The sequence below is a fragment of the Billgrantia pellis genome, from assembly GCF_008297955.1.
GTDB classification, from domain to species: domain Bacteria; phylum Pseudomonadota; class Gammaproteobacteria; order Pseudomonadales; family Halomonadaceae; genus Halomonas; species Halomonas pellis.
The window spans coordinates 35,812-53,534 of the sequence record NZ_VTPY01000009.1; the positions used below are offsets into that span (position 1 = coordinate 35,812).

The following is a 17,723-nucleotide window of genomic DNA, read 5'->3' on the forward strand; positions in this document are numbered from 1 at the left end:
GAATGATCTGCCGGTAACGCTGTTCTGCCCAGGGGCGCGGACACGTCTCGATGTCGCGAGGGTATATCGTGATGACCGACGGGACATCGACCCGGACTCCGTCGGCGGCGTTCCGTCGCGTTTCATCATTCCGGTTTCATCGATTGGCAGGCATCTGCCGTTTCGCATGTCTCGGGAACTCATCGAATAGGCGCATGCGCAATTGACACCGCATAACGAGAAGAGCCAGCGCAATGCGCTGGCTCTTCTCGTCGTGTCAGGTTGCCGGGCCGGCTGGGCCAGGCACGGCCTCGGCCGTTAGAGGTAGTAGTGGTTGCGCAAGATGGGCTTGTACTGTTCGTAGGCGCTCTCGGTCATGCGCTCGAGCAGACGGTACGCGGCAGAGCCGATGCGCTTGATCAGGGAAGCGCTGGTTTGGGTGACGAGTGCGCTGTGGGAAAGCGTCTGGGTGGTCATGGCTGGGTACTCGGTTACTTCATAAGGGTGCTAACAGAATAACCGATTATTAGACTTTGGTCTAATCTCTTCATCTTTAGTCGCAGATGCTCGGCCGGTGGCTTCTCTGGCAGCGCACCCTCAATGAATACCCTAAAAGCCGAGAGCCGGCGCATTGCGCTGGCTCTCGGTGTCTTACGGCCCTCTTCGGCCAGATTCGCTAAGATAGCGACGACTCAGAAATCGAAGAACACCGTCTCGCCTTCACCCTGCAGCTTGATGGCGAAGCGGTAGTGCACCTTGCCGTCGACTTCTTCGCGCTTGGCGATCAGCGTCTGACGGCGGGTCGGCGATTCGATGCGCGAGAGCACCGGGCAGGCGGCGTTGGCATCGGCTTCGTCCTCGAAGTAGAGGCGGGTCTGCAGTTGGATGTTCACGCCGCGGGCGAAGATCGCCAGGTTGATGTGCGGCGCCATGGGCTGCCCGTTGGGGTGGGCTACCTGGCCAGGCTTGACGGTCTTCAGCGACCATTCGCTGCCGTGGTCGAAAGTGGTGGCGGTGCGCCCGAAGCTGTTGAACGGCTTCTTCAGGTCGAACTCGGGCTGGTAGACGCCGTTGGCGTCGGCCTGCCAGGCTTCGAGGAAGGCGTCGCGTACCAGGTCGCCGTTGCCGTCGATCACGGTGCCGACGACTTCGATCAGCTCGCCCTCGGCACCTTCCCGGGCCATTTCGTTCCAGATCTCTTCGTCGCGGGTCGGGTTGCCCGCGGCGGCCAGAGCCAGGCCAATGTGCACGTAGGGTCCTGCGGTCTGGGAAGCGGTTTCGCGCAGCATCAGTTCGCTGGTGGGAACGGTATTCGGTTGTTTCATCACTGCTCCCTCCTCACTGATTTTCGAAATAGGTTTGGAGCTCGCCGCGTACCACCAGGTCGAAGCGATAGGCCAGGCAGTCCATGGGCTTGCTGTGCGCCATGTCGAGACGCCCGATCATGGTCTCGACCGCGGCCGGGTCCTTGAGGGTGTTGACGATGGGGCACAGCGGAATCAGCGGGTCGCCTTCGAAGTACATTTGGGTGATCAGGCGGGTGGAGATGGACGGGCCCATCACCGAGACGTGGATATGGGAGGGGCGCCAACTGTTGGGGTCGTTGGGCCAGGGGTAAGGGCCCGGCTTGATGGTGCGGAAGCGGTACCAGCCCTGCTCGTCGGTCAGGGTGCGGCCCACGCCGCCGAAGCCCGGATCCAGCGGGGCAAGGTAGCCATCCTTCTTATGGCGATAGCGGCCGCCGGCGTTGGCCTGCCACATTTCCACCAGGGTATGCGGTACCGGCTTGCCGAACTGGTCGGCGACGCGGCCGAACAGGATGATGCGCTCGCCCACGGGAAGGCCGGCCGCGCCCGCCAGCGACGGGTCTTCACGGAAGTTGAGCAGCAGGTCGTTGTCGTGAGGGCCCATGCGCAAGTGACGGAAGTCGGGGCCGGAAAGCTCGGAGACGCTGGGCTGCTGCATGCTGACCAATGCCTGCTGCGGCGAGCGGGCCACGCTGGTCTTGTAGCCGGGGGCGTAGGCCGGGGGGTGCCAGTTACGGTCGCGCTCCACGAAGCGCTTGTTGTGCTCATGCATGTCGTTGGTCTCTGGGGAGAGTGGTCTTGTCTCGCCCAGTGTGACGTCTCGCCAAAGGCTCGCCAATTGACGACTCGGGCACATCTCATAACCGCTGGGTTATGCTGCGCTGCATCCATGGTTATCCTGCACCGCTACCCGAGCCGCGCCCGGCACTGACTTCACGCAGCACCTCGCAGAAAGCTTCCCGCGCCAGCGTGGGCTGCATGCAGGCATTGACGCACAGCCCGACGGAGCCGCCTTGGGCTTCCAGGTTGATGGCTAGCCGACACAGCCGCCCCGCCGCCAGGTCCTCGGTGATGGCTTCCTCGGGGGCGACCCAGATGGCGTCGCTCTCCAGGGTGTAGCGCCGGCTGATGGGTAGCGAGAGGGTCTCGAGGCGCTGCCTCATAAGCGTAAGCGAGTGGCGCACGCAGAAGCTATCGACCTGCTGGCGCAGGGTGGTCTGGGGCGGCGGCAGCACCCAGGGGAAGTCGCCCAGCCGGGCGGGGTCTAGAGGGACGATGCCGGCCAGCGGATGGCCGCTACGCACGCTGAGCAGCAGCGGTTCGTAGTAGAGGTGCTCGAAGGCCAGGTCGCGGATCTCGCGGGCCTCGGTCATTCGCCCCACCACCAGGTCCAGCTCACCGCGGCGCAGGCGCGAGAGCAGGAAGGCGCTGGAGCCGGTTACCACGTTCACGCCCACGTCGCTCGGTTCGCCGGGCGCAGCGTGCCAACGCCGAATGGCCTCGGGCAGCAGTTGGCTCTCCACCGTGGAGAGCGCACCCACGCGCAGCCAGCGGTCGCCGCGGTGGGCATCGCCGGCAGAGGCCACACCTTCTTCCAGGGCACGTAAGGCCGGCCCGGCGTGGCGCAGCAGGGTCAGGCCGGCCTGGGTCAGCGCTACGCCCTGGGCGGTACGCTCGAACAGGTCCGTCTCCAGGATATCCTCGAGCTCGCGGATCGCCTTGGAAATGCCCGGCTGGGTAATCGCCAGGACCTCGGCGGCACGAGCGAAGCTGCGCCGCTTGGCAACCTCGAGAAAGGCCTGCAGGTGGCGCAGCTTGATGCGGGAGTTGAGCATGACGATTCGGCGTCGGCGTAAGGAACCGTTACCTTCGCGCAAACGACGTGAGAACGGAAGTCACGCGGCTCAGCGCGGCACGTGGGGGGAAGCGTGCGCGGCCGGCTCGCGACAGGCCAGCAGCCGCGGGATGATGCCGATCGCCGCCAGCCCGATGGCCGCCGTCGGCAGGAAGGCGAGGCTCGTCGTGCCGCTCAAGTCGTTCAGCCAGCCGCCCAGCACCGTGATGGCGAAAACCAGCAAGTAGCCGAAGCAGAGCATGCCGCTCATCAGCCGCGGCAGCTGCTCGAGCGTCACCAGCCAGGCCGGCAGCGCCAGCACGAAGATGAACAGCGCGCTGGTGAAGAAGCCGAACACACCCGCCGCCCAGACCACGTGACCGCCCGGCATCATCAGCATGGCGGGGATCGACAACAGGGCCAGCAGGGTAATGGCGATCAGCGGCCGGGCGCGGCCCATCAGGCGGTCAGCGAACAGGATCAGCAGCGCCGACGAGAGCATCTGGGCACCGTTGAGGGCGGTGAGGCTCGCCGCTAGCAGGTGCAGCCGCTGGCTCGCCTCGAGCAGCGGCGGCAGGAAGATGTTGCCGCAGAAATAGAGCGCCGCCGCCGCGCCGAGCAAGGCCACCAGACGCCACATGCGCCCGTCGCTCAGGTCCGGCAGGGTCAGGCGGCCCGCGGCAGGCGAGTGAGCCAGCGGCAGCCGGCGGCCCACCCGCAGTAGCGCCAGCATCAGCAGCGGCACCGGCAGCACCCACACCGTAAAGGCCCACTGCCACTGCGCGCCCAGCCACAGCGCCACCATTGGCCCCGTAGCGCCGGCCGCCAGCAGCTCGCCGACCAGCAGGCCGTTGGTGTACACCGCCGAGGCGCGGCCGACATGGCCCGGCGCCCATAGCTTGGCCAGTACCGGCATGGCGGCCTGCATGATGGCGATGCCCATCCCCATCAGCACGGTAGCCAGCATGAACGGCACGAAACCCTGCGGCAGGCTGCGCAGGCCGCTGCCCAGTGCCATCACCGCCAGGCCCAGCAGCAGGCAACCGCGCACGCCGAGCCGCGCCAGCAGCCATCCCACCGCCAGCCCACCCGCGGCCAGCGTCACCAACGGCAGGCTGGTGGCAATGGCCACCTCACCGTTGGTAAACCCCAGCAGCGCCTTGAGCTGGGGAATCAGCGGCGGCACCACCAGTACCGTGAGGCGCAGGTAGAGCCCCAGGCACCACAGCAAGCCATAGGTCAGCAGCGCCTGACGCAGCCCGTCCGAGGTCTGCGGGGTGGCGGTGTTCTGGGTCATTCCTTCTCTCCTGCGTTCATAACGTCATCCATCAAAGCCAAAACCGGCCACCAAGGGCCGGTTTCGGATCATGCCATGCCGAGCATATTGCTAGCATCCTAACAAAAAGTCCCGAGCACGGGCGCGAGCCATTGAACGGCTATCCGCAGGATCGATGCCCTCAGAGTTCAGGCACCATGCCGACGCAGGCACTGCGGCCCGAGTGAATCGAGGCGAGTGACGCCCAGCAGCGCCATATTGCGTTCGATTTCTCCTCCCAGCAGCGTCACGGCCTTGGCAACGCCGGCTTCGCCGGCGATACTCGCCGCATAGTTGAAGGGACGACCCAGGAACACGAAGCTCGCCCCCAGCGACAGCGCCTTCAGCACCTGGCTGCCACGCCGAAAACCACCGTCTATCATCACCGGCACGGCCCCATTCACGGCTTGCAGCACTTCGGGCAGCACGGTCAAGGGTGCCACGGTGGCGTCAAGCTGCCGCCCGCCATGATTGGAGAGAATCAGTCCATCGGCTCCCACTGCCACCGCCTGCCTGGCATCCTCGGAGTGCAGGATACCCTTGACGATCAAGGTACCGGACCAGCACTCACGTACCCGCTCGAGAGTCGTCCAGTCGAGGTGACGTCGGCCCGAGAAGTCTCGGTTCACGTTCTTGGAAATGACCGGGATGCCTCGCCTCGCGTAGTTGTTTTCGAAATGAGGCAAGCCGTGCTTGATCAGTGTGCGCAGCAAGGTGCCGAACAGCCAGCGCGGCCGCACCAGACCATCCCAGGCCAGACGAGCGCTCGGCTTCAGTGGCGAAGAGAAACCCGCCCGGCGATGATTCTCGGGGTTAGGTGGCACAGCGTAGTCGACGGTGATCACCAGCTTGGTAAAGCCGGCCCGTTCGACGCGCGCCAGTAGCGCATGGATCTCCGCCAGGGTACCGGGCAGGTAGGCCTGGAACCAATCGGTGCCCCCCTTTTCAGCTACCTCCTCCAAAGGAATCAACGAGCTACCGCTGAGGATCATGGGAATGCCTGCGGCCGTGGCCGCCCGCGCCTGAACGATGTCGCCGCGATAGGCGGACAACGCACTGATACCCATCGGCGCAATGCCGAAGGGATAAGCATAGCGACGCCCAAAGAGCTCGGTGGCGGTCGACACGGTCGAGACGTCGACCAGCGCACGAGGCACGAAGCTATAGTCGTCGAAGGCTTCGCGATTGGCCGCGAAACTGCGGCCCTCCTCCGCGGCACTCGCCACATAGCCATAAATCGGGCGTGGCAGGTGCCGCTTGGCGGCGCCCTCGAAGTCGTCGAGTTTGTAGATTCTGGCTAACCGCTTGCTCGTGCTCAATGTCCGTCCCCGTCGGTGGTTGATGATGCCATCCCTTGCTCAGGAGGGCAGGCAGGCCTCTTCGTTGACGATGTTGATGGGCCGCTCACCCTTGAGCGCGAGACAAAGATTATCCACGGCACGCTGTGCCATGGCGATGCGTGTCTCATGGGTGGCGGAGCCGATGTGCGGCAGCGTCACGACCTGAGGCAGCCGCAGCAATGGCGAATCGATCGGCAGCGGCTCCGTCTCGTAGACGTCGAGCCCGGCGCCGGCAATCCATCCTTCCTCCAAGGCTTGTACCAAGGCTTCCTCGTCGACCACCGGGCCACGGGCGATGTTGACGATGATCGCCGAGCGCTTCATGCGCCTGAATTGATCCCGCGCGATGAGATGGCGCGTCTGCGCTGCCAATGGCACCGTCACGCAGACGAAGTCGGCGCACTCGAGCAGCGCCTCGAGCGAGCATCGCCGTGCTCCCAGCTCGGCTTCCAGTTCGGGCTTGGGAGAGGCATTGCTGTAAAGGATCGGCATGCCGAATCCCAGCGCGCCGCGGCGCGCCACGGCGGCACCGATCCTTCCCATGCCGACCAGCCCCAAGGTCTTGCCATGCACGTCGCGGCCAAAATGTGGCGCGTCGATATGCGCCTTCCACTGCCCCTCGCGCACGAAGCGGTCCAGCTCCGGAACGCGCCTGGCCACGGCCATGATCAGCGCGAAGCCGGTATCGGCGGTGGTCTCGGTCAACACATCCGGCGTGTTGCACAGGAGAATGCCGCGCCGTGTCATTTCTCCTACGGGAAAGTTGTCGTAGCCCACCGAGATCGTGGCGATCGCCTCCAGATGCGGGGCGCCGTCCAGCATCTCCGGCGTCACCACCAGCTTGCCTCCGATCAGGCCATGGGCCTCGCGCAGGACCTCCCGGAAGCGCGTGGCGTGGCTCTCGCCGAGTTCAGGAAAGTAATCGACGTGAAAGTCCCGCTCGAGTTGCCCAAGGTGCTCTTCATGAAGGCGACGTACCGCCACCACCCGCTTGTGCATGCCGTTTTTCTCCTTATAGGGTTTGCGCTTCAACTCATGATGCCGATGTGCCAGGGCACGAATTCGTTGTCGCCAAGCCCCAGCAACTCGCTCTTCGAGCGCTGGCCCGAGGCAGTGGCCAACATCAGCGCGAAGATGCGCCGGCCCATGGTTTCGATATCGCATGTGCCATCGAGAATTTCGCCGCAGTTGAGGTCCATGTCGTCCGTCAGGCGCTCATACATGGGCGTATTGGTGGCCAGCTTGATGCACGGTGAGGGCTTGGCGCCGAACATCGAGCCACGTCCGGTGGTGAAAGCGAGCAGGTTGGCGCCACCGGCGATCTGGCCGGTGGCCGAAACCGGGTCGTAGCCTGGGGTGTCCATGAATACCAGCCCTTGGGCGGTGACAGGCTCCGCATAGCGATAAACGGCCATCAACGGGCCGGTGCCGCCTTTCATCGACGAGCCCAGCGACTTCTCGAAGATATTGGCCAGTCCGCCCATCTGGTTGCCGGGGCTGACCTTGCCGTTGATCTGTACATCGCGGCCGACCGAGTACTCCTCCTTCCACCAGCGGATGCGCTCCACCAGCTTCTCGCCCACCTCGCGACTCGCCGCGCGGCGCGTCAGGGTATGCTCCACGCCGTAGATCTCCGGCGTCTCGGAGAGAATCGCCGTGCCGCCGTGGCGCGCCAGGATATCCACGGCACGCCCCAGGGCGGGATTGGCGGTAATCGAGGAGAAACCATCCGAGCCGCCGCACTGCAGCCCCACGGTGAGGTGCGCCGCCGATACCGGCTGCCGCTCAACCCGGTTGGCCTCGGGCAGCAGCGCCCGTACCGCCTCGCTGGCGGCCTGAATCGTCTTCGTCGTACCGCCCATGGCTTGCATGGTGAAGGTTTGCAGCCGCCCTCCCGCGTCCAGTCCCTGCTCCTCCAGCAGCCCCTGGATCTGGTTGCGTTCGCAGCCCAGGCCGATCACCAGCACGGCGGCGAAATTGGCATGGCGGGCATAGCCGGCCAGAGTGCGGCGCAACAGCGCCATGGGTTCGCCGGTCATCTCCATGCCGCAGCCCAGCGAGTGGGGGAAGGCGACCACGCCGTCGACGTTGGGGTAGTCGACAAGGCGCTCCTCGGTGAACCGGTCGGCCACCTTGCGTGCCACGGTCGCCGAGCAGTTCACCGTGGACAGGATGCCGATGTAGTTGCGGGTGGCGATCTGGCCGTTGTCGCGCACGATGCCGTCGAAGGTCGCCACCTCGGCGTCGGACAGGCGCTCGACCGGCACGTACGCCTCGGCATGGCGGTAATCGCGATCGAACTCCTCGAAAGCCACGTTATGGCTGTGCACCATGTCGCCCGGTTCGATGTCGCGGGCAGCGAAGCCGATGGTCACATTGTACTTGAGGATCGGCTCGCCCCGACGAATCGCCCGGGTCGCCAACTTGTAGCCGGCGGGCACCTGGGCACGGCTTGTCAGTTCCTCGCCGGGAAGGAAGGCGCCTATGGCCACCTCTTCGCGGGCCACCACCACGTTGTCGTCAGGATGCAGGCGAATGATCGGACCGGAGATTCGCTTGTCGGCGGGCTTCGATAGGATCGTCATGGTGACTGCCTCTTCGTCGCCCCGTCTCGCGTCACGCGGACGAGGTATGGCTGGATGGAGGACTCGCTATGCGCCGAGACCCGGCATCGAAAAGCCCTGTTCGTCCAGGGCGGCCTTGAGTCCCTGGCGCTGGGCGTCGTCGAGCTCCACCAGCGGCGGGCGCACGTGGAACCATGGCTCGTCCCGGCCGTAGAGGGCGGTCGCCGCCTTGAGGGCCGGGATCATGGGATACCCTTCGAACACATGGCGCAGCCGGGAAAGCGCTGCCTGACGCTCGTCGGCGCCGTGTTCCTGCCAGGTCCGGGCGAGTTCGGCGATCGGGCCGGGGTTGACGTTGGCCGTGGCGCTGATACACCCCGCGCCGCCGGCACGCAGGGTGTCGAGCAGGAAGTGCTCGCTGCCGGCATAGACTTGGAAACCCTCCGCGGAGAATTCGCGGATCACCGCCTCGGTATTGCGCCAGTCGCCCGAGCTGTCCTTGATGCCGGCAACATTGTCGGGATAGGCCTTGAGCAACCGCTCGATCAAGGCCAGCGTCAGGGGCACCTGGGAGACCGGTGGAATATGGTAGAGGTAGACCTTGAGCGAGCGGTCCGCCACGCGCTCGATGACCTCCGCAAAGTAACGGTAGAGCCCTTCGTCGGACACACCCTTGTAATAGAAAGGTGGCAGCATCAGCACGCCCGCGCAGCCGTGCCCGACGGCATGGCGAGTGAGCGCAACGGTATCGCCGATCGCGCACTTGCCCGTGCCGGGCATCATGCGCTCGCCGGGAACCCCGGCCTCGGCCAGGGCATCGATGAGCTCGCACTTCTCGCTCACGGTCAGGGAGTTGGCTTCGGAATTGGTACCGAAGATCGCCAGGCCGACGTCATTGTCGAGCAGCCAGCGGCAGTGCGCGGCGAAGCGCTGGGGATCGGGCGACAGATCGTCGTTGAAGGGCGTGATGACAGGCGACCATACGCGGCCTGCATGGGTGGGCTGAATCATGGGAGTCCTCGTCTCGTCTTGTTCGTGAGTAATCCACTGCGGAGGTCTTCTACGCTCAGTGCCAGTCATCGGTGGCGTAACGTTCGATTGCCTCGGTGTCGAAGCCGAACCCCAGCCCGGGGGTTGTCGGCAACGCCAGGCGCCCTTCGGAGAACGCCAGTTGGGTATCGACCAGCCGCCGAAAATTGAGGACCTGGTCGTCGGCGAAAAACTCCACCATCGGCACGTTGGGTGCCGAGGCGACGAGATGGACATGCAGGTCATGGAACCAATGAGGATAGATATCCACCCCGAAGCTCGCCGCAGTGGCGGCGATGCGACGGAATTCGGTGATGCCACCGCATACCGCGGCATCGGTCTGCAGAATCATGGCGCTCTCCTTCTCCAGCAGCTCGCGAAAGCGCCAACGGCCGGCCTCGATCTCGCCGGTGGCCACCGGTACCGGGGTACGCTCGGCCAGGCGACGATGGTTGTCGATATCGTCGGGGCTGAAAGGCTCCTCGATCCCGAACGGGTTGTAGGGCTCGGCCATGCGCATGAAGGCCAGCGCCGACGGCAGGTCCCGCCATGCGTTGTTGGCATCCAGCATCACATGAACGTTGGGGCCGACAGCCTCCCGTACCGCCGCCAGGCGGGCTTCCTCGCCGGCCAGGTCCTCGCGCCCCACCTTCATCTTCACGGCGGTGAAACCCTGGGCGACATAGCCGGCCATCTCCTTCCCCAGGCGCTCGGGGGTCTTGCCAGCCAGGTAGTAGCCACCGCTGGCATAGGCAGGCACGCTCTCGGTGTCGCTGGCTCCTAGGTATTTGTATAGCGGCAACCCCGCCGCCCGGGCATTGCGATCCCAGAGAGCCGTGTCGAGGATGCTGATAGCGCGCATTACCGAGCCACAGCGGCCATGCAGCAGCGACTCCTGATACATGGCCTGCCACAGAGCCTCGGTGGCGTGGGCATTCGCCCCCACCAGTACCGGCCGCAACAAGTCGCGTACGGCATGGGCCACCAGCGATCCGGCATTGTTGCCGCCGTAACAGAAGCCGATGCCGACATGGCCGTCATCACCGGCCACCTCGACCAGCACATAGTCGCGTTTCACCACCTGGCGGTTGGAGAAGCTGGTGGGGTTATCCAGCGGTACGCTGACCGTCCTGGCACGCACTTCGGTAATCGTTGTCATGAGGAAGTCCTCGCAAAAAGGGGAGATCATTCGGCCTGCGCACGCGGGCACAACGCATCGCGCAGCCAGCGGAAGAACGGCGTGGCCTGCAGTACCGAGAACGCGACAACACAGAGCAGCACCACGGCGATCGGGCTCGTCAGGAAGATGCCCGGGTTGCCTTGTCCGATCAGCATCGACTGCTGGAAACTGGTCTCCATGACCGGCCCCAGGATCAGCCCGATCACCATCGGCGCCGACGAAACGCCAGCCTTGTTCATCCAGTAGCCGAACAGCCCGAAGCCGAGCATCAGCCCCACCTCGAACAAGCTATTGTTGATGGCGAAGGCACCGACCACGCAGAGCGTAATGATCGCGCAGGCCACGAAACTGTCGGGGATGCGAGTCACACCGACGCATAGCCGAGTGAACAACAGACCCACCGCCAGCAACCCGACGTTGGCGAAGATCACCGCCCAGATCAGGGTGTAGGTGACGTCGCCGTAATCGGTCAGCAGATTGGGACCGGGGAGGATGCCCTGCACCATCAAGGCGCCGAGCAGGATGGCGGTGGAAGAACTGCCAGGAATGCCCAGGGCGATGGTGGGTATCAACGCGCCACCCACCACCGCATTGTTGGCCGCCTCGGGCGCCGCCACCCCGGCGATGTCGCCCTTACCGAAGCGGCTCTTGTCCCCCGCGAAGCGCTTGGCCTCGTTGTAGGCGAACCAGCTCGCCGTATCGCCGCCGGTTCCCGGGATCAGGCCGGTGACGATGCCGATCCCGCCGGAACGGAAGATGTTGGGCAGCAGGTGTCGGATCTCGCCGAGCCGCGGCATCAGCCTGTCGGTGATCCTGCTCGCGATTTTCTGCGAGCCGTGGGCATTCTCGATCAGCACCAACGCCTGGGGAATCGAGAACAACCCGATCAGCGCCACAGTGAATTCGATCCCCGAAAACAGGTTGATGTTGCCGAAGGTCATACGTGGCGTACCGGTGATCAGGTCCATGCCCACCGTACTCACCAGCAACCCCAGGGCACCCGACAACAGGCCGCTCACCACCGACCCTTGCGAGAGCGAACCGATGATGGTGATACCCAGCACGGCGATGGCGAACAACTCGATCGGGCCAAACTTGAGTACCAGCACACCCAGCAGAGGCGCCGCTGTGAGTAGCGCGATGCCGCTCATCAGGCCGCCGACGAAGGAGGCGAACAGCGAAATCCCCAGCGCCTTGCCGGCCTGGCCCTGCTGCGACAACGGAAAGCCGTCGAGTACCGTGGCCGCCGCGGACGGAGTGCCCGGAGTCCGCAACAGGATGGCGGCGATGGAGCCACCGTAGGAGGCCCCCACATAAAGAGACGCCAGCATGCTGAGCCCCGTGGCGGGATCCATACCGAAGGTCAAGGGAAGCAGCAGCGCCAGGGCCATGGTCGCCGAGAGCCCCGGCATGGCCCCGACGAAGAGCCCCAGCAGGGTTCCCCCAAGGATCAAGGCGATATTGGTGAACGAGAGGACGTTGGTCAGGCCCACCAGAACGAGGTTTTCCATATGGCTAAGCTCCAGGAGCCGATTCCGGGCACCGGATGCCTCGCCCGGCCTGTAGGCGGCCGAGTCCGGCAAGGTGGGATGCCCGGCGGGGCATCGGTGTCATGAAAGGACGGGAGGCAACAGGGGGACGGGAAGCCCGAGAAAGCCGAGGAACACCAGGCACACCACCGCCACCAGCACGGCAATGCCCACCAGGGCGAAGCGCCAGGAGACATGGCCGACCAGCGTCAGGGCCAACCCCATGAAGGCCACGGTGGACAGCAAATAGCCCAGCAGCGAGATGCTGTAGACGTAAAGGGCGGCCAGCAGGAAAACCAGCATGGCCTTCCACAGCTTGCGCCGGCCGCCCTGCCCGGCGGATGTCGCCATATCCTCGACGTCTTCCGTCCCTGATGGCGAGACGGTTACGCCGACCACTCCCGCCATCCGGCGTCGGTGCAACGCGCCGACCAGCTCCTGGCCGACCACCGCCGCGCCCAGCAGGGCTACGACGACCGAATAGATCAGAGGCATGTTCGCCGCCCGCTGGGGATACCCCAGGGCAGTGACGTAGAAGGCAATGGCCACGCCGATGGTGAAGACTCCCAGAGTCAGACGACTGACGTTCATATGACACCCCCGTGTCGCTCGTGGCAGACAGGCGCCTACACGCCTTACTCGTTGACCTCATCCTTGATCTCGTCCCAGATTTCCGCGAACTGCTCTTCCATGTCCTGCATCATCTGGGCGTACGCATCACCGGTAAGGATGTCGAGGTTCATGGCGCGCTCCTGGGCGGTCTGCTGGAATTCTTCGTCGTCCTTGAGGGCCTCGAAGGCGGCGATCAGCTCCTGGCGCGCCTGGTCCGGAATGCCCGCCGGTGCGCTGTAGCCACGCGAGGACCCCGCCACCACGTCGATGTCCTTCTCCACCAGGGTCGGTACATCGGGTAGCACCTCCAGGCGCTCGCGGGTGAATACCGCCAACGGGCGCAGGTCGCCAGAGCGAATATGCCCGTAGACGTTACCCAGGTTGTTGAAGCTGGCGTCGATCTTGCCGCCCAGGGCCGCAGTGGCCGAGGGACCATCGCCCTGGAAGGGCACCTTCTGGAAAGAAAGGCCGGTGGCCTTTTCGATCATGATGGTGGAGAAGAAATCATCCCCACCGACACCGGAATTACCCACCGTGATCTGACCGGGGCGCTCCTCGGCCGCGGCGAAGAAGTCTTCCACCGTCTGGTACGGACTTTCCTTGGGCACCACGATAACGCCCGGGTCGGTCACCACGTTGGCTATCGGGGTCAGCTCGTCGATCGAGTAGTTGATGGCGTCGTTCATGAGGTAGTTGGTCATCAGCATCGGCGTATTGGTGATGCTGATCACACTGCCATCGTTGGGCGCCTGCTTGGCCAGGCGAGTCCAGGCAATTCCCCCGGTAGCTCCCGGCAGGTACTCATTGACGAATTCGACACCCAGGGATTCCCGCAGGAAGGGTTGGGTCAGCTGGGCCAGTGCGTCACTGCCTCCACCGGCCTTGAACCCCTGCAGGACTTTCAGCTCGTCTCCTGCTGAGTACTCCGCCTGGGCGATCCCGGAAAACAGTAGGGTGGTTAAGAGAGTGGCGGCGAAAGCTCCACGATTTTGCATGGTGGTTTCCTCGAGTGCTGTTTGTCGTTGTGCTGCACATTCGGTGCAAGTCTCGCTTGCCTGATCCAACCTAGTAGGTGGAAAACAATATTGTCAATAATCTTGTCAACCAAATTGATAACACCTAGCCTAGCCTTCATGCGCCGTGCACACGGGCAATTCGTTTATGCAGCAATGACAGAGGAAACCTCGATGAGTCAGGACGTTCACAACGACAAGAACGGCAACGGATGCCATGGGAAGCAGCAAGAAGAAAAATCCACCAGAGGCATGTCCAACCGCTTGACCAACTACGGAGATTCGGCCTTCTCGCTGTTCCTGCGCAGGGCCTTCATCAAGGGCATGGGCTACACCGACGAGGCTCTGTCACGCCCGGTGATCGGCATCGCCAACACGTACAGCGGCTACAATGCCTGCCACGGCAATGTGCCGGGCCTGGTGGAAAGCGTGAAGCGTGGGGTAATGCTTGCCGGCGGGCTGCCGGTGGACTTCCCTACCATCACCCTCCACGAATCCTTCGCCCATCCCACCAGCATGTACTTGCGCAACCTGATGGCGCTGGATACCGAAGAAATGATCCGTGGCCAGCCCATGGATGCCGTTGTCCTGATCGGCGGCTGCGACAAGACAGTGCCTGCTCAGCTGATGGCCGCTGCCAGTGCCGGCATCCCTGCCGTCCAGGTCGTCACCGGCCCCATGCTCTCAGGTTCCCATCGCGGCGTTCGGGTCGGCGCCTGCACCGATTGCCGACGCTACTGGGCCGCTTACCGGGGCAAGGATATCGACGACGAGGAGATCAACGAGGTCAACGACAAGCTGGTACCCACCGTCGGTACCTGCTCGGTGATGGGTACGGCGAGCACCATGGCCTGCCTGGCCGAGACGTTGGGCATCATGCTGCCCAATAGCGCCACAGCCCCGGCGGTGTATGCCGACCGGCAGCGCATCGCTGAGCAGTCCGGCGCCCAGGCCGTGCAGCTCGCCCGTGGTGGCGTCACCCCCGAGCAGATCCTGACTCCCCAAGCCTTCGAGAACGCACTGCGCGTGCTGCTCGCCCTGGGTGGCTCTACCAACGCCCTGATTCACCTCACCGCTATCGCCGGCCGGCTGGGAATCGACATCGATCTCGAGGCTTTCGACCGCATGAGCCAGGAAACGCCAGTCCTCGTCGACCTCAAGCCTTCCGGCGAGGGCTACATGGAAGACCTTCATCGCGCCGGCGGCCTGCCCACCCTGTTACGAGAGCTGGCGCCGCTATTGCACCTGGATGCCATGACGGTCAACGGCCGGACCCTGGGAGAAAACATCGAGGCGGCGGTACACCTCGTTGACCAGAAGGTGGTGCGTCCGCGCAGCAGGCCGGTCTATGCCCAGGGGGGCATCGCCGTGCTGCGCGGCAACCTGGCTCCCGCCGGTGCCATCATCAAGCAATCGGCCGCCTCGCCCGAACTCATGACGCACCGTGGACGCGCTGTGGTGTTCACCGGCCTGGAGGATTTGGCCAGGCGCATCGACGATCCAAGCCTCGACGTGCGGGCCGACGACGTTCTGGTGCTGCAGAACATCGGCCCCAAAGGCGCCCCCGGCATGCCCGAGGCGGGCTATATCCCGATCCCGAAGAAGCTTGCCGCCCAAGGCGTCAAGGACATGGTGCGGATCTCCGATGGCCGTATGAGCGGCACCGCCGCAGGTACCATCGTGCTTCACGTCTCACCCGAATCCGCCGAAGGCGGCACCCTGGGCCTGGTGCAGGATGGCGATATCATCAGCCTTGACGTGCAGACCAACCGTCTCAGCCTGGAAGTGGATGATGCGGAGCTGGAGGTTCGACGTCAGGTGTTCCAGGCCCAGGCTTCGAGTGAGCCCCTGCTTGGCTACCGGCGACTGTTCCTGGAGCAGATACTGCAGGCCGAAGAGGGTTGCGATTTTCGCGCCTGCCGCCCGGTACCCAGCGTTAGCGTACCGCGAAGCCATGAAGCCTGAAGGTACCCTTTGATACACTCACCGGAGGGCAGCGGTCCTGTACCGGCTGCACTCCCCCACCCTGCCGATGACCGCTGGGGAAACAGACATGAACCGAACGACAATATCCCTCGAGTCGCGTCACGCCGAAGCCACCGATGCCTCGCCGGTGGTTGGCGTTGACGATATCGTGGCAGCCGTGGAGGAAGACATCGTGCTCGGCCGCCTCCATCCCAAGGAGCGGCTGGTCGAGGAAGCGATGATGGAACGCTTCGATGGCAAGCGCCACGTCGTCAGGCAGGCACTCTTCCAGTTGGAGAGCATCGGCCTGGTCGAGCGAATCAAGAACCGCGGCGCCTTCGTCAAGAGCTACCCTCCGGAAGAGGTCGAGCACCTCTATGCCATGCGCGAACTCCTTGAGCTCGCCGCGGTCGAGGCCTTGCCCCTGCCCGCATCGCCAGAGTGGCTGACGGAGCTGGAGGACATCCACCGGCGCTACAGCGAAGCCGTCGACGCGCTCGATCTGCGCCGGGTCTTCCGGCTCAACATAGCCTTCCACCGTACCCTGTTCAGGGCCGCGGGCAACCCGTTCCTCTACGAAACCATCAACGAGTTCGCCCAGAAGGCCCATGGCATCCGTTTCATCGCCATCGCCGACAAGGACTCTCTGGCTCAGGCCCAGCGCGAGCACCAGGCCATGATCGACGCTATCCGAAGCCAGGATCGGGAACAACTCGCCCGGCTATGCCGGGAGCATCTGATACCTTCGAAAGAGCGTTACCTGAGCCTGTATAAGCACGCCTACGCTTAGCTAGGGTCAGCGTTTCCCTCACCCCAGCCCAGCTGCTTGGCCAGCGCAAACGCATGGTTGGCCGCCGGTACGCCGGCGTAGACAGCCACGTGCATCAGTACCTGCCGCAGCTCCGCCTCGCTCAGACCGATGCGCTTGGCGGTCCTGAGGTGCAGCGTGAGCTCATCACGGCCCAGGGCGGCGAGGATCCCGGTGGTGATCAAGCTGCGCTCGCGCCGGGTGAGGTCGTCGTTGCTCCACAGCTCTCCCCAGGCCAGGCGGGTGATCATCTGCTGGAAGGGGATGTCGAGGCTGTTGGCGTTCTGGCTGGCGCGTTCCACGTGCTCCTCGCCCAGCACCTGCTTGCGGGTCTCGAGACCCTCGGCATAGCTCACGCCCTGCTCGCCGACCTTTTCCCGGTCTTTGGCCATCCACAGCAGCAATCGCTTGGCCGTGGCAGCGGGGTCTTCGACCGAGGGCACGTGAGCGAAGCCTTCGAGAATTTCCAGTGGCGCGCCGCCACATTCGGCCGCCAGCGCCTGCAGGGTCTCGGGCGGGGTGGCCACGTCGTCGCTGCCGCCGAGCAAGTGCACGCCGATGCTGGGATGCTGCGCCAGCGGCCCCTTCAGCTTGCCGCGGAAGTCGGTGCGGCCAAGCATCTCGCACAGCCGGGCGTAGGATTCGCCGTCGGTACGTGCCATCTGGGTACGCCAGCCGGCCTCCAGTGCAGGCTCGTCTTTTAGTCGCTGGGCCGAGAACCAGCGCGGCACGATATCGCAGACCATGGCCGAAAGACCCTCGTCACGCACGCGCCCGGCACGGGTGGTCCACAGCTCGCTGCTGCCGATCACCGCGCCGGTGTTGGTCAGGGTGATGGAGTAGAGCCGCTCGGCATGCTCGGCGATCAACTGCTGGCCCACCACGCCGCCGATGGAGGTGCCGACGAAATGAAAGCGCGAGGCGCCGGCATGCTCGGCCAGCGCCAGGGCCTCGCGAGCCAGCGTTGCCGGCGTGATCTCGCCGCTTTCAACGGGCCAGGCCTCGCTGGCGCCGTGGCCGGGCAGGTCCCAGGTCAGCACGCGGTAGCGCGGCAGCAGCGTCGGCAGCAGGTCATCCCACACCGCCTGGGTCATGCCCAGCGGATGCGCCAGCACCACCAGCGGCAGCGCCTCGGGGCCAAGCAGGCGATAAGCGACGCTGCGGCCGTCGATCTCGAGAAATGCCATTCATCCTCTCCTGGCGAAGCGCCTAGGCAAAGACCCGGCGCTTTTTTGTAACGAGAGGGAA

At 64.6% G+C, this 17,723-nt stretch carries 16 protein-coding genes; 2 read left to right on the top strand and 14 right to left on the bottom strand.

The window, feature by feature from the left end; all coding sequences use genetic code 11:
• Positions 1 to 297: 297 nt before the first annotated feature.
• The 13 genes from F0A17_RS20620 to F0A17_RS19890 all read right to left on the bottom strand — a co-directional run bounded on the left by F0A17_RS20620 (position 298) and on the right by F0A17_RS19890 (position 13,684).
• Positions 298 to 456: a hypothetical protein gene (locus tag F0A17_RS20620; protein ID WP_187774751.1), complete on the bottom strand. Its 159-nt coding sequence runs from the start codon at positions 454 to 456 to the stop codon at positions 298 to 300.
• A 215-nt stretch (positions 457 to 671) separates the two neighbouring features.
• Positions 672 to 1,304 (bottom strand): protocatechuate 3,4-dioxygenase subunit alpha, encoded by a 633-nt coding sequence (gene pcaG / locus F0A17_RS19835; protein WP_149330105.1) that lies wholly within the window; start codon positions 1,302 to 1,304, stop codon positions 672 to 674.
• A 13-nt stretch (positions 1,305 to 1,317) separates the two neighbouring features.
• Positions 1,318 to 2,058 (bottom strand): protocatechuate 3,4-dioxygenase subunit beta, encoded by a 741-nt coding sequence (gene pcaH, locus F0A17_RS19840; protein WP_149330106.1) that lies wholly within the window; start codon positions 2,056 to 2,058, stop codon positions 1,318 to 1,320.
• Positions 2,059 to 2,179: 121 nt separating this feature from the next.
• Positions 2,180 to 3,121: a pca operon transcription factor PcaQ gene (pcaQ, locus tag F0A17_RS19845; RefSeq protein ID WP_149330107.1), complete on the bottom strand. Its 942-nt coding sequence runs from the start codon at positions 3,119 to 3,121 to the stop codon at positions 2,180 to 2,182.
• 69 nt (positions 3,122 to 3,190) lie between these two features.
• On the bottom strand, positions 3,191 to 4,417 hold the full coding sequence (locus F0A17_RS19850; protein ID WP_149330108.1) for an MFS transporter: 1,227 nt from the start codon (positions 4,415 to 4,417) through the stop codon (positions 3,191 to 3,193).
• A 167-nt stretch (positions 4,418 to 4,584) separates the two neighbouring features.
• Positions 4,585 to 5,754 carry an alpha-hydroxy acid oxidase gene (locus F0A17_RS19855; protein ID WP_228716977.1) on the bottom strand — a complete coding sequence of 390 codons (1,170 nt, stop codon included), beginning with the start codon at positions 5,752 to 5,754 and terminating at the stop codon, positions 4,585 to 4,587.
• A 39-nt stretch (positions 5,755 to 5,793) separates the two neighbouring features.
• The gene (locus tag F0A17_RS19860) at positions 5,794 to 6,774 is read right to left on the bottom strand and encodes a 2-hydroxyacid dehydrogenase (RefSeq protein ID WP_149330110.1); all 981 of its coding nucleotides are present in this window, start codon (positions 6,772 to 6,774) and stop codon (positions 5,794 to 5,796) included.
• A gap of 29 nt (positions 6,775 to 6,803) precedes the next feature.
• Positions 6,804 to 8,360, bottom strand: a complete 1,557-nt coding sequence (locus F0A17_RS19865; protein WP_149330111.1) for a UxaA family hydrolase — start codon at positions 8,358 to 8,360, stop codon at positions 6,804 to 6,806.
• A gap of 66 nt (positions 8,361 to 8,426) precedes the next feature.
• A complete protein-coding gene (locus tag F0A17_RS19870; RefSeq protein WP_149330112.1) occupies positions 8,427 to 9,350 on the bottom strand; it encodes a dihydrodipicolinate synthase family protein in 924 nt (307 codons plus the stop codon).
• A 55-nt stretch (positions 9,351 to 9,405) separates the two neighbouring features.
• Positions 9,406 to 10,527 carry a mandelate racemase/muconate lactonizing enzyme family protein gene (locus F0A17_RS19875; protein ID WP_149330113.1) on the bottom strand — a complete coding sequence of 374 codons (1,122 nt, stop codon included), beginning with the start codon at positions 10,525 to 10,527 and terminating at the stop codon, positions 9,406 to 9,408.
• Between the two features lie 26 nt (positions 10,528 to 10,553).
• Positions 10,554 to 12,059 carry a tripartite tricarboxylate transporter permease gene (locus F0A17_RS19880; RefSeq protein WP_149330114.1) on the bottom strand — a complete coding sequence of 502 codons (1,506 nt, stop codon included), beginning with the start codon at positions 12,057 to 12,059 and terminating at the stop codon, positions 10,554 to 10,556.
• Between the two features lie 99 nt (positions 12,060 to 12,158).
• Positions 12,159 to 12,668 (bottom strand): tripartite tricarboxylate transporter TctB family protein, encoded by a 510-nt coding sequence (locus tag F0A17_RS19885; RefSeq protein ID WP_149330115.1) that lies wholly within the window; start codon positions 12,666 to 12,668, stop codon positions 12,159 to 12,161.
• A 44-nt stretch (positions 12,669 to 12,712) separates the two neighbouring features.
• Positions 12,713 to 13,684, bottom strand: coding sequence for a tripartite tricarboxylate transporter substrate binding protein (locus F0A17_RS19890; protein ID WP_149330116.1), 972 nt, complete (start codon positions 13,682 to 13,684; stop codon positions 12,713 to 12,715).
• 192 nt (positions 13,685 to 13,876) lie between these two features.
• On the opposite strand from F0A17_RS19890, the gene F0A17_RS19895 reads away from it, so the two are divergent.
• Complete coding sequence (locus tag F0A17_RS19895) at positions 13,877 to 15,667, top strand: IlvD/Edd family dehydratase (protein ID WP_149330117.1); 1,791 nt, start codon at positions 13,877 to 13,879, stop codon at positions 15,665 to 15,667.
• 88 nt (positions 15,668 to 15,755) lie between these two features.
• A complete protein-coding gene (locus F0A17_RS19900; RefSeq protein WP_149330118.1) occupies positions 15,756 to 16,457 on the top strand; it encodes a GntR family transcriptional regulator in 702 nt (233 codons plus the stop codon).
• Here F0A17_RS19900 and F0A17_RS19905 read toward each other — a convergent pair.
• A complete protein-coding gene (locus tag F0A17_RS19905; protein WP_149330119.1) occupies positions 16,454 to 17,662 on the bottom strand; it encodes an alpha/beta fold hydrolase in 1,209 nt (402 codons plus the stop codon). The two genes, F0A17_RS19900 and F0A17_RS19905, sit on opposite strands and share 4 nt — an antisense overlap.
• Positions 17,663 to 17,723: the final 61 nt, after the last annotated feature.

What these genes read in the sequence shown, in the direction of transcription:
- F0A17_RS20620 (WP_187774751.1), bottom strand. Translation starts at nt 456, where the DNA reads ATGACCACCCAGACGCTTTCCCACAGCGCACTCGTCACCCAAACCAGC.
- pcaG (WP_149330105.1), bottom strand. Translation starts at nt 1,304, where the DNA reads ATGAAACAACCGAATACCGTTCCCACCAGCGAACTGATGCTGCGCGAA.
- pcaH (WP_149330106.1), bottom strand. Translation starts at nt 2,058, where the DNA reads ATGCATGAGCACAACAAGCGCTTCGTGGAGCGCGACCGTAACTGGCAC.
- pcaQ (WP_149330107.1), bottom strand. Translation starts at nt 3,121, where the DNA reads ATGCTCAACTCCCGCATCAAGCTGCGCCACCTGCAGGCCTTTCTCGAG.
- F0A17_RS19850 (WP_149330108.1), bottom strand. Translation starts at nt 4,417, where the DNA reads ATGACCCAGAACACCGCCACCCCGCAGACCTCGGACGGGCTGCGTCAG.
- F0A17_RS19860 (WP_149330110.1), bottom strand. Translation starts at nt 6,774, where the DNA reads ATGCACAAGCGGGTGGTGGCGGTACGTCGCCTTCATGAAGAGCACCTT.
- F0A17_RS19865 (WP_149330111.1), bottom strand. Translation starts at nt 8,360, where the DNA reads ATGACGATCCTATCGAAGCCCGCCGACAAGCGAATCTCCGGTCCGATC.
- F0A17_RS19870 (WP_149330112.1), bottom strand. Translation starts at nt 9,350, where the DNA reads ATGATTCAGCCCACCCATGCAGGCCGCGTATGGTCGCCTGTCATCACG.
- F0A17_RS19875 (WP_149330113.1), bottom strand. Translation starts at nt 10,527, where the DNA reads ATGACAACGATTACCGAAGTGCGTGCCAGGACGGTCAGCGTACCGCTG.
- F0A17_RS19880 (WP_149330114.1), bottom strand. Translation starts at nt 12,059, where the DNA reads ATGGAAAACCTCGTTCTGGTGGGCCTGACCAACGTCCTCTCGTTCACC.
- F0A17_RS19885 (WP_149330115.1), bottom strand. Translation starts at nt 12,668, where the DNA reads ATGAACGTCAGTCGTCTGACTCTGGGAGTCTTCACCATCGGCGTGGCC.
- F0A17_RS19890 (WP_149330116.1), bottom strand. Translation starts at nt 13,684, where the DNA reads ATGCAAAATCGTGGAGCTTTCGCCGCCACTCTCTTAACCACCCTACTG.
- F0A17_RS19895 (WP_149330117.1), top strand. Translation starts at nt 13,877, where the DNA reads ATGAGTCAGGACGTTCACAACGACAAGAACGGCAACGGATGCCATGGG.
- F0A17_RS19900 (WP_149330118.1), top strand. Translation starts at nt 15,756, where the DNA reads ATGAACCGAACGACAATATCCCTCGAGTCGCGTCACGCCGAAGCCACC.
- F0A17_RS19905 (WP_149330119.1), bottom strand. Translation starts at nt 17,662, where the DNA reads ATGGCATTTCTCGAGATCGACGGCCGCAGCGTCGCTTATCGCCTGCTT.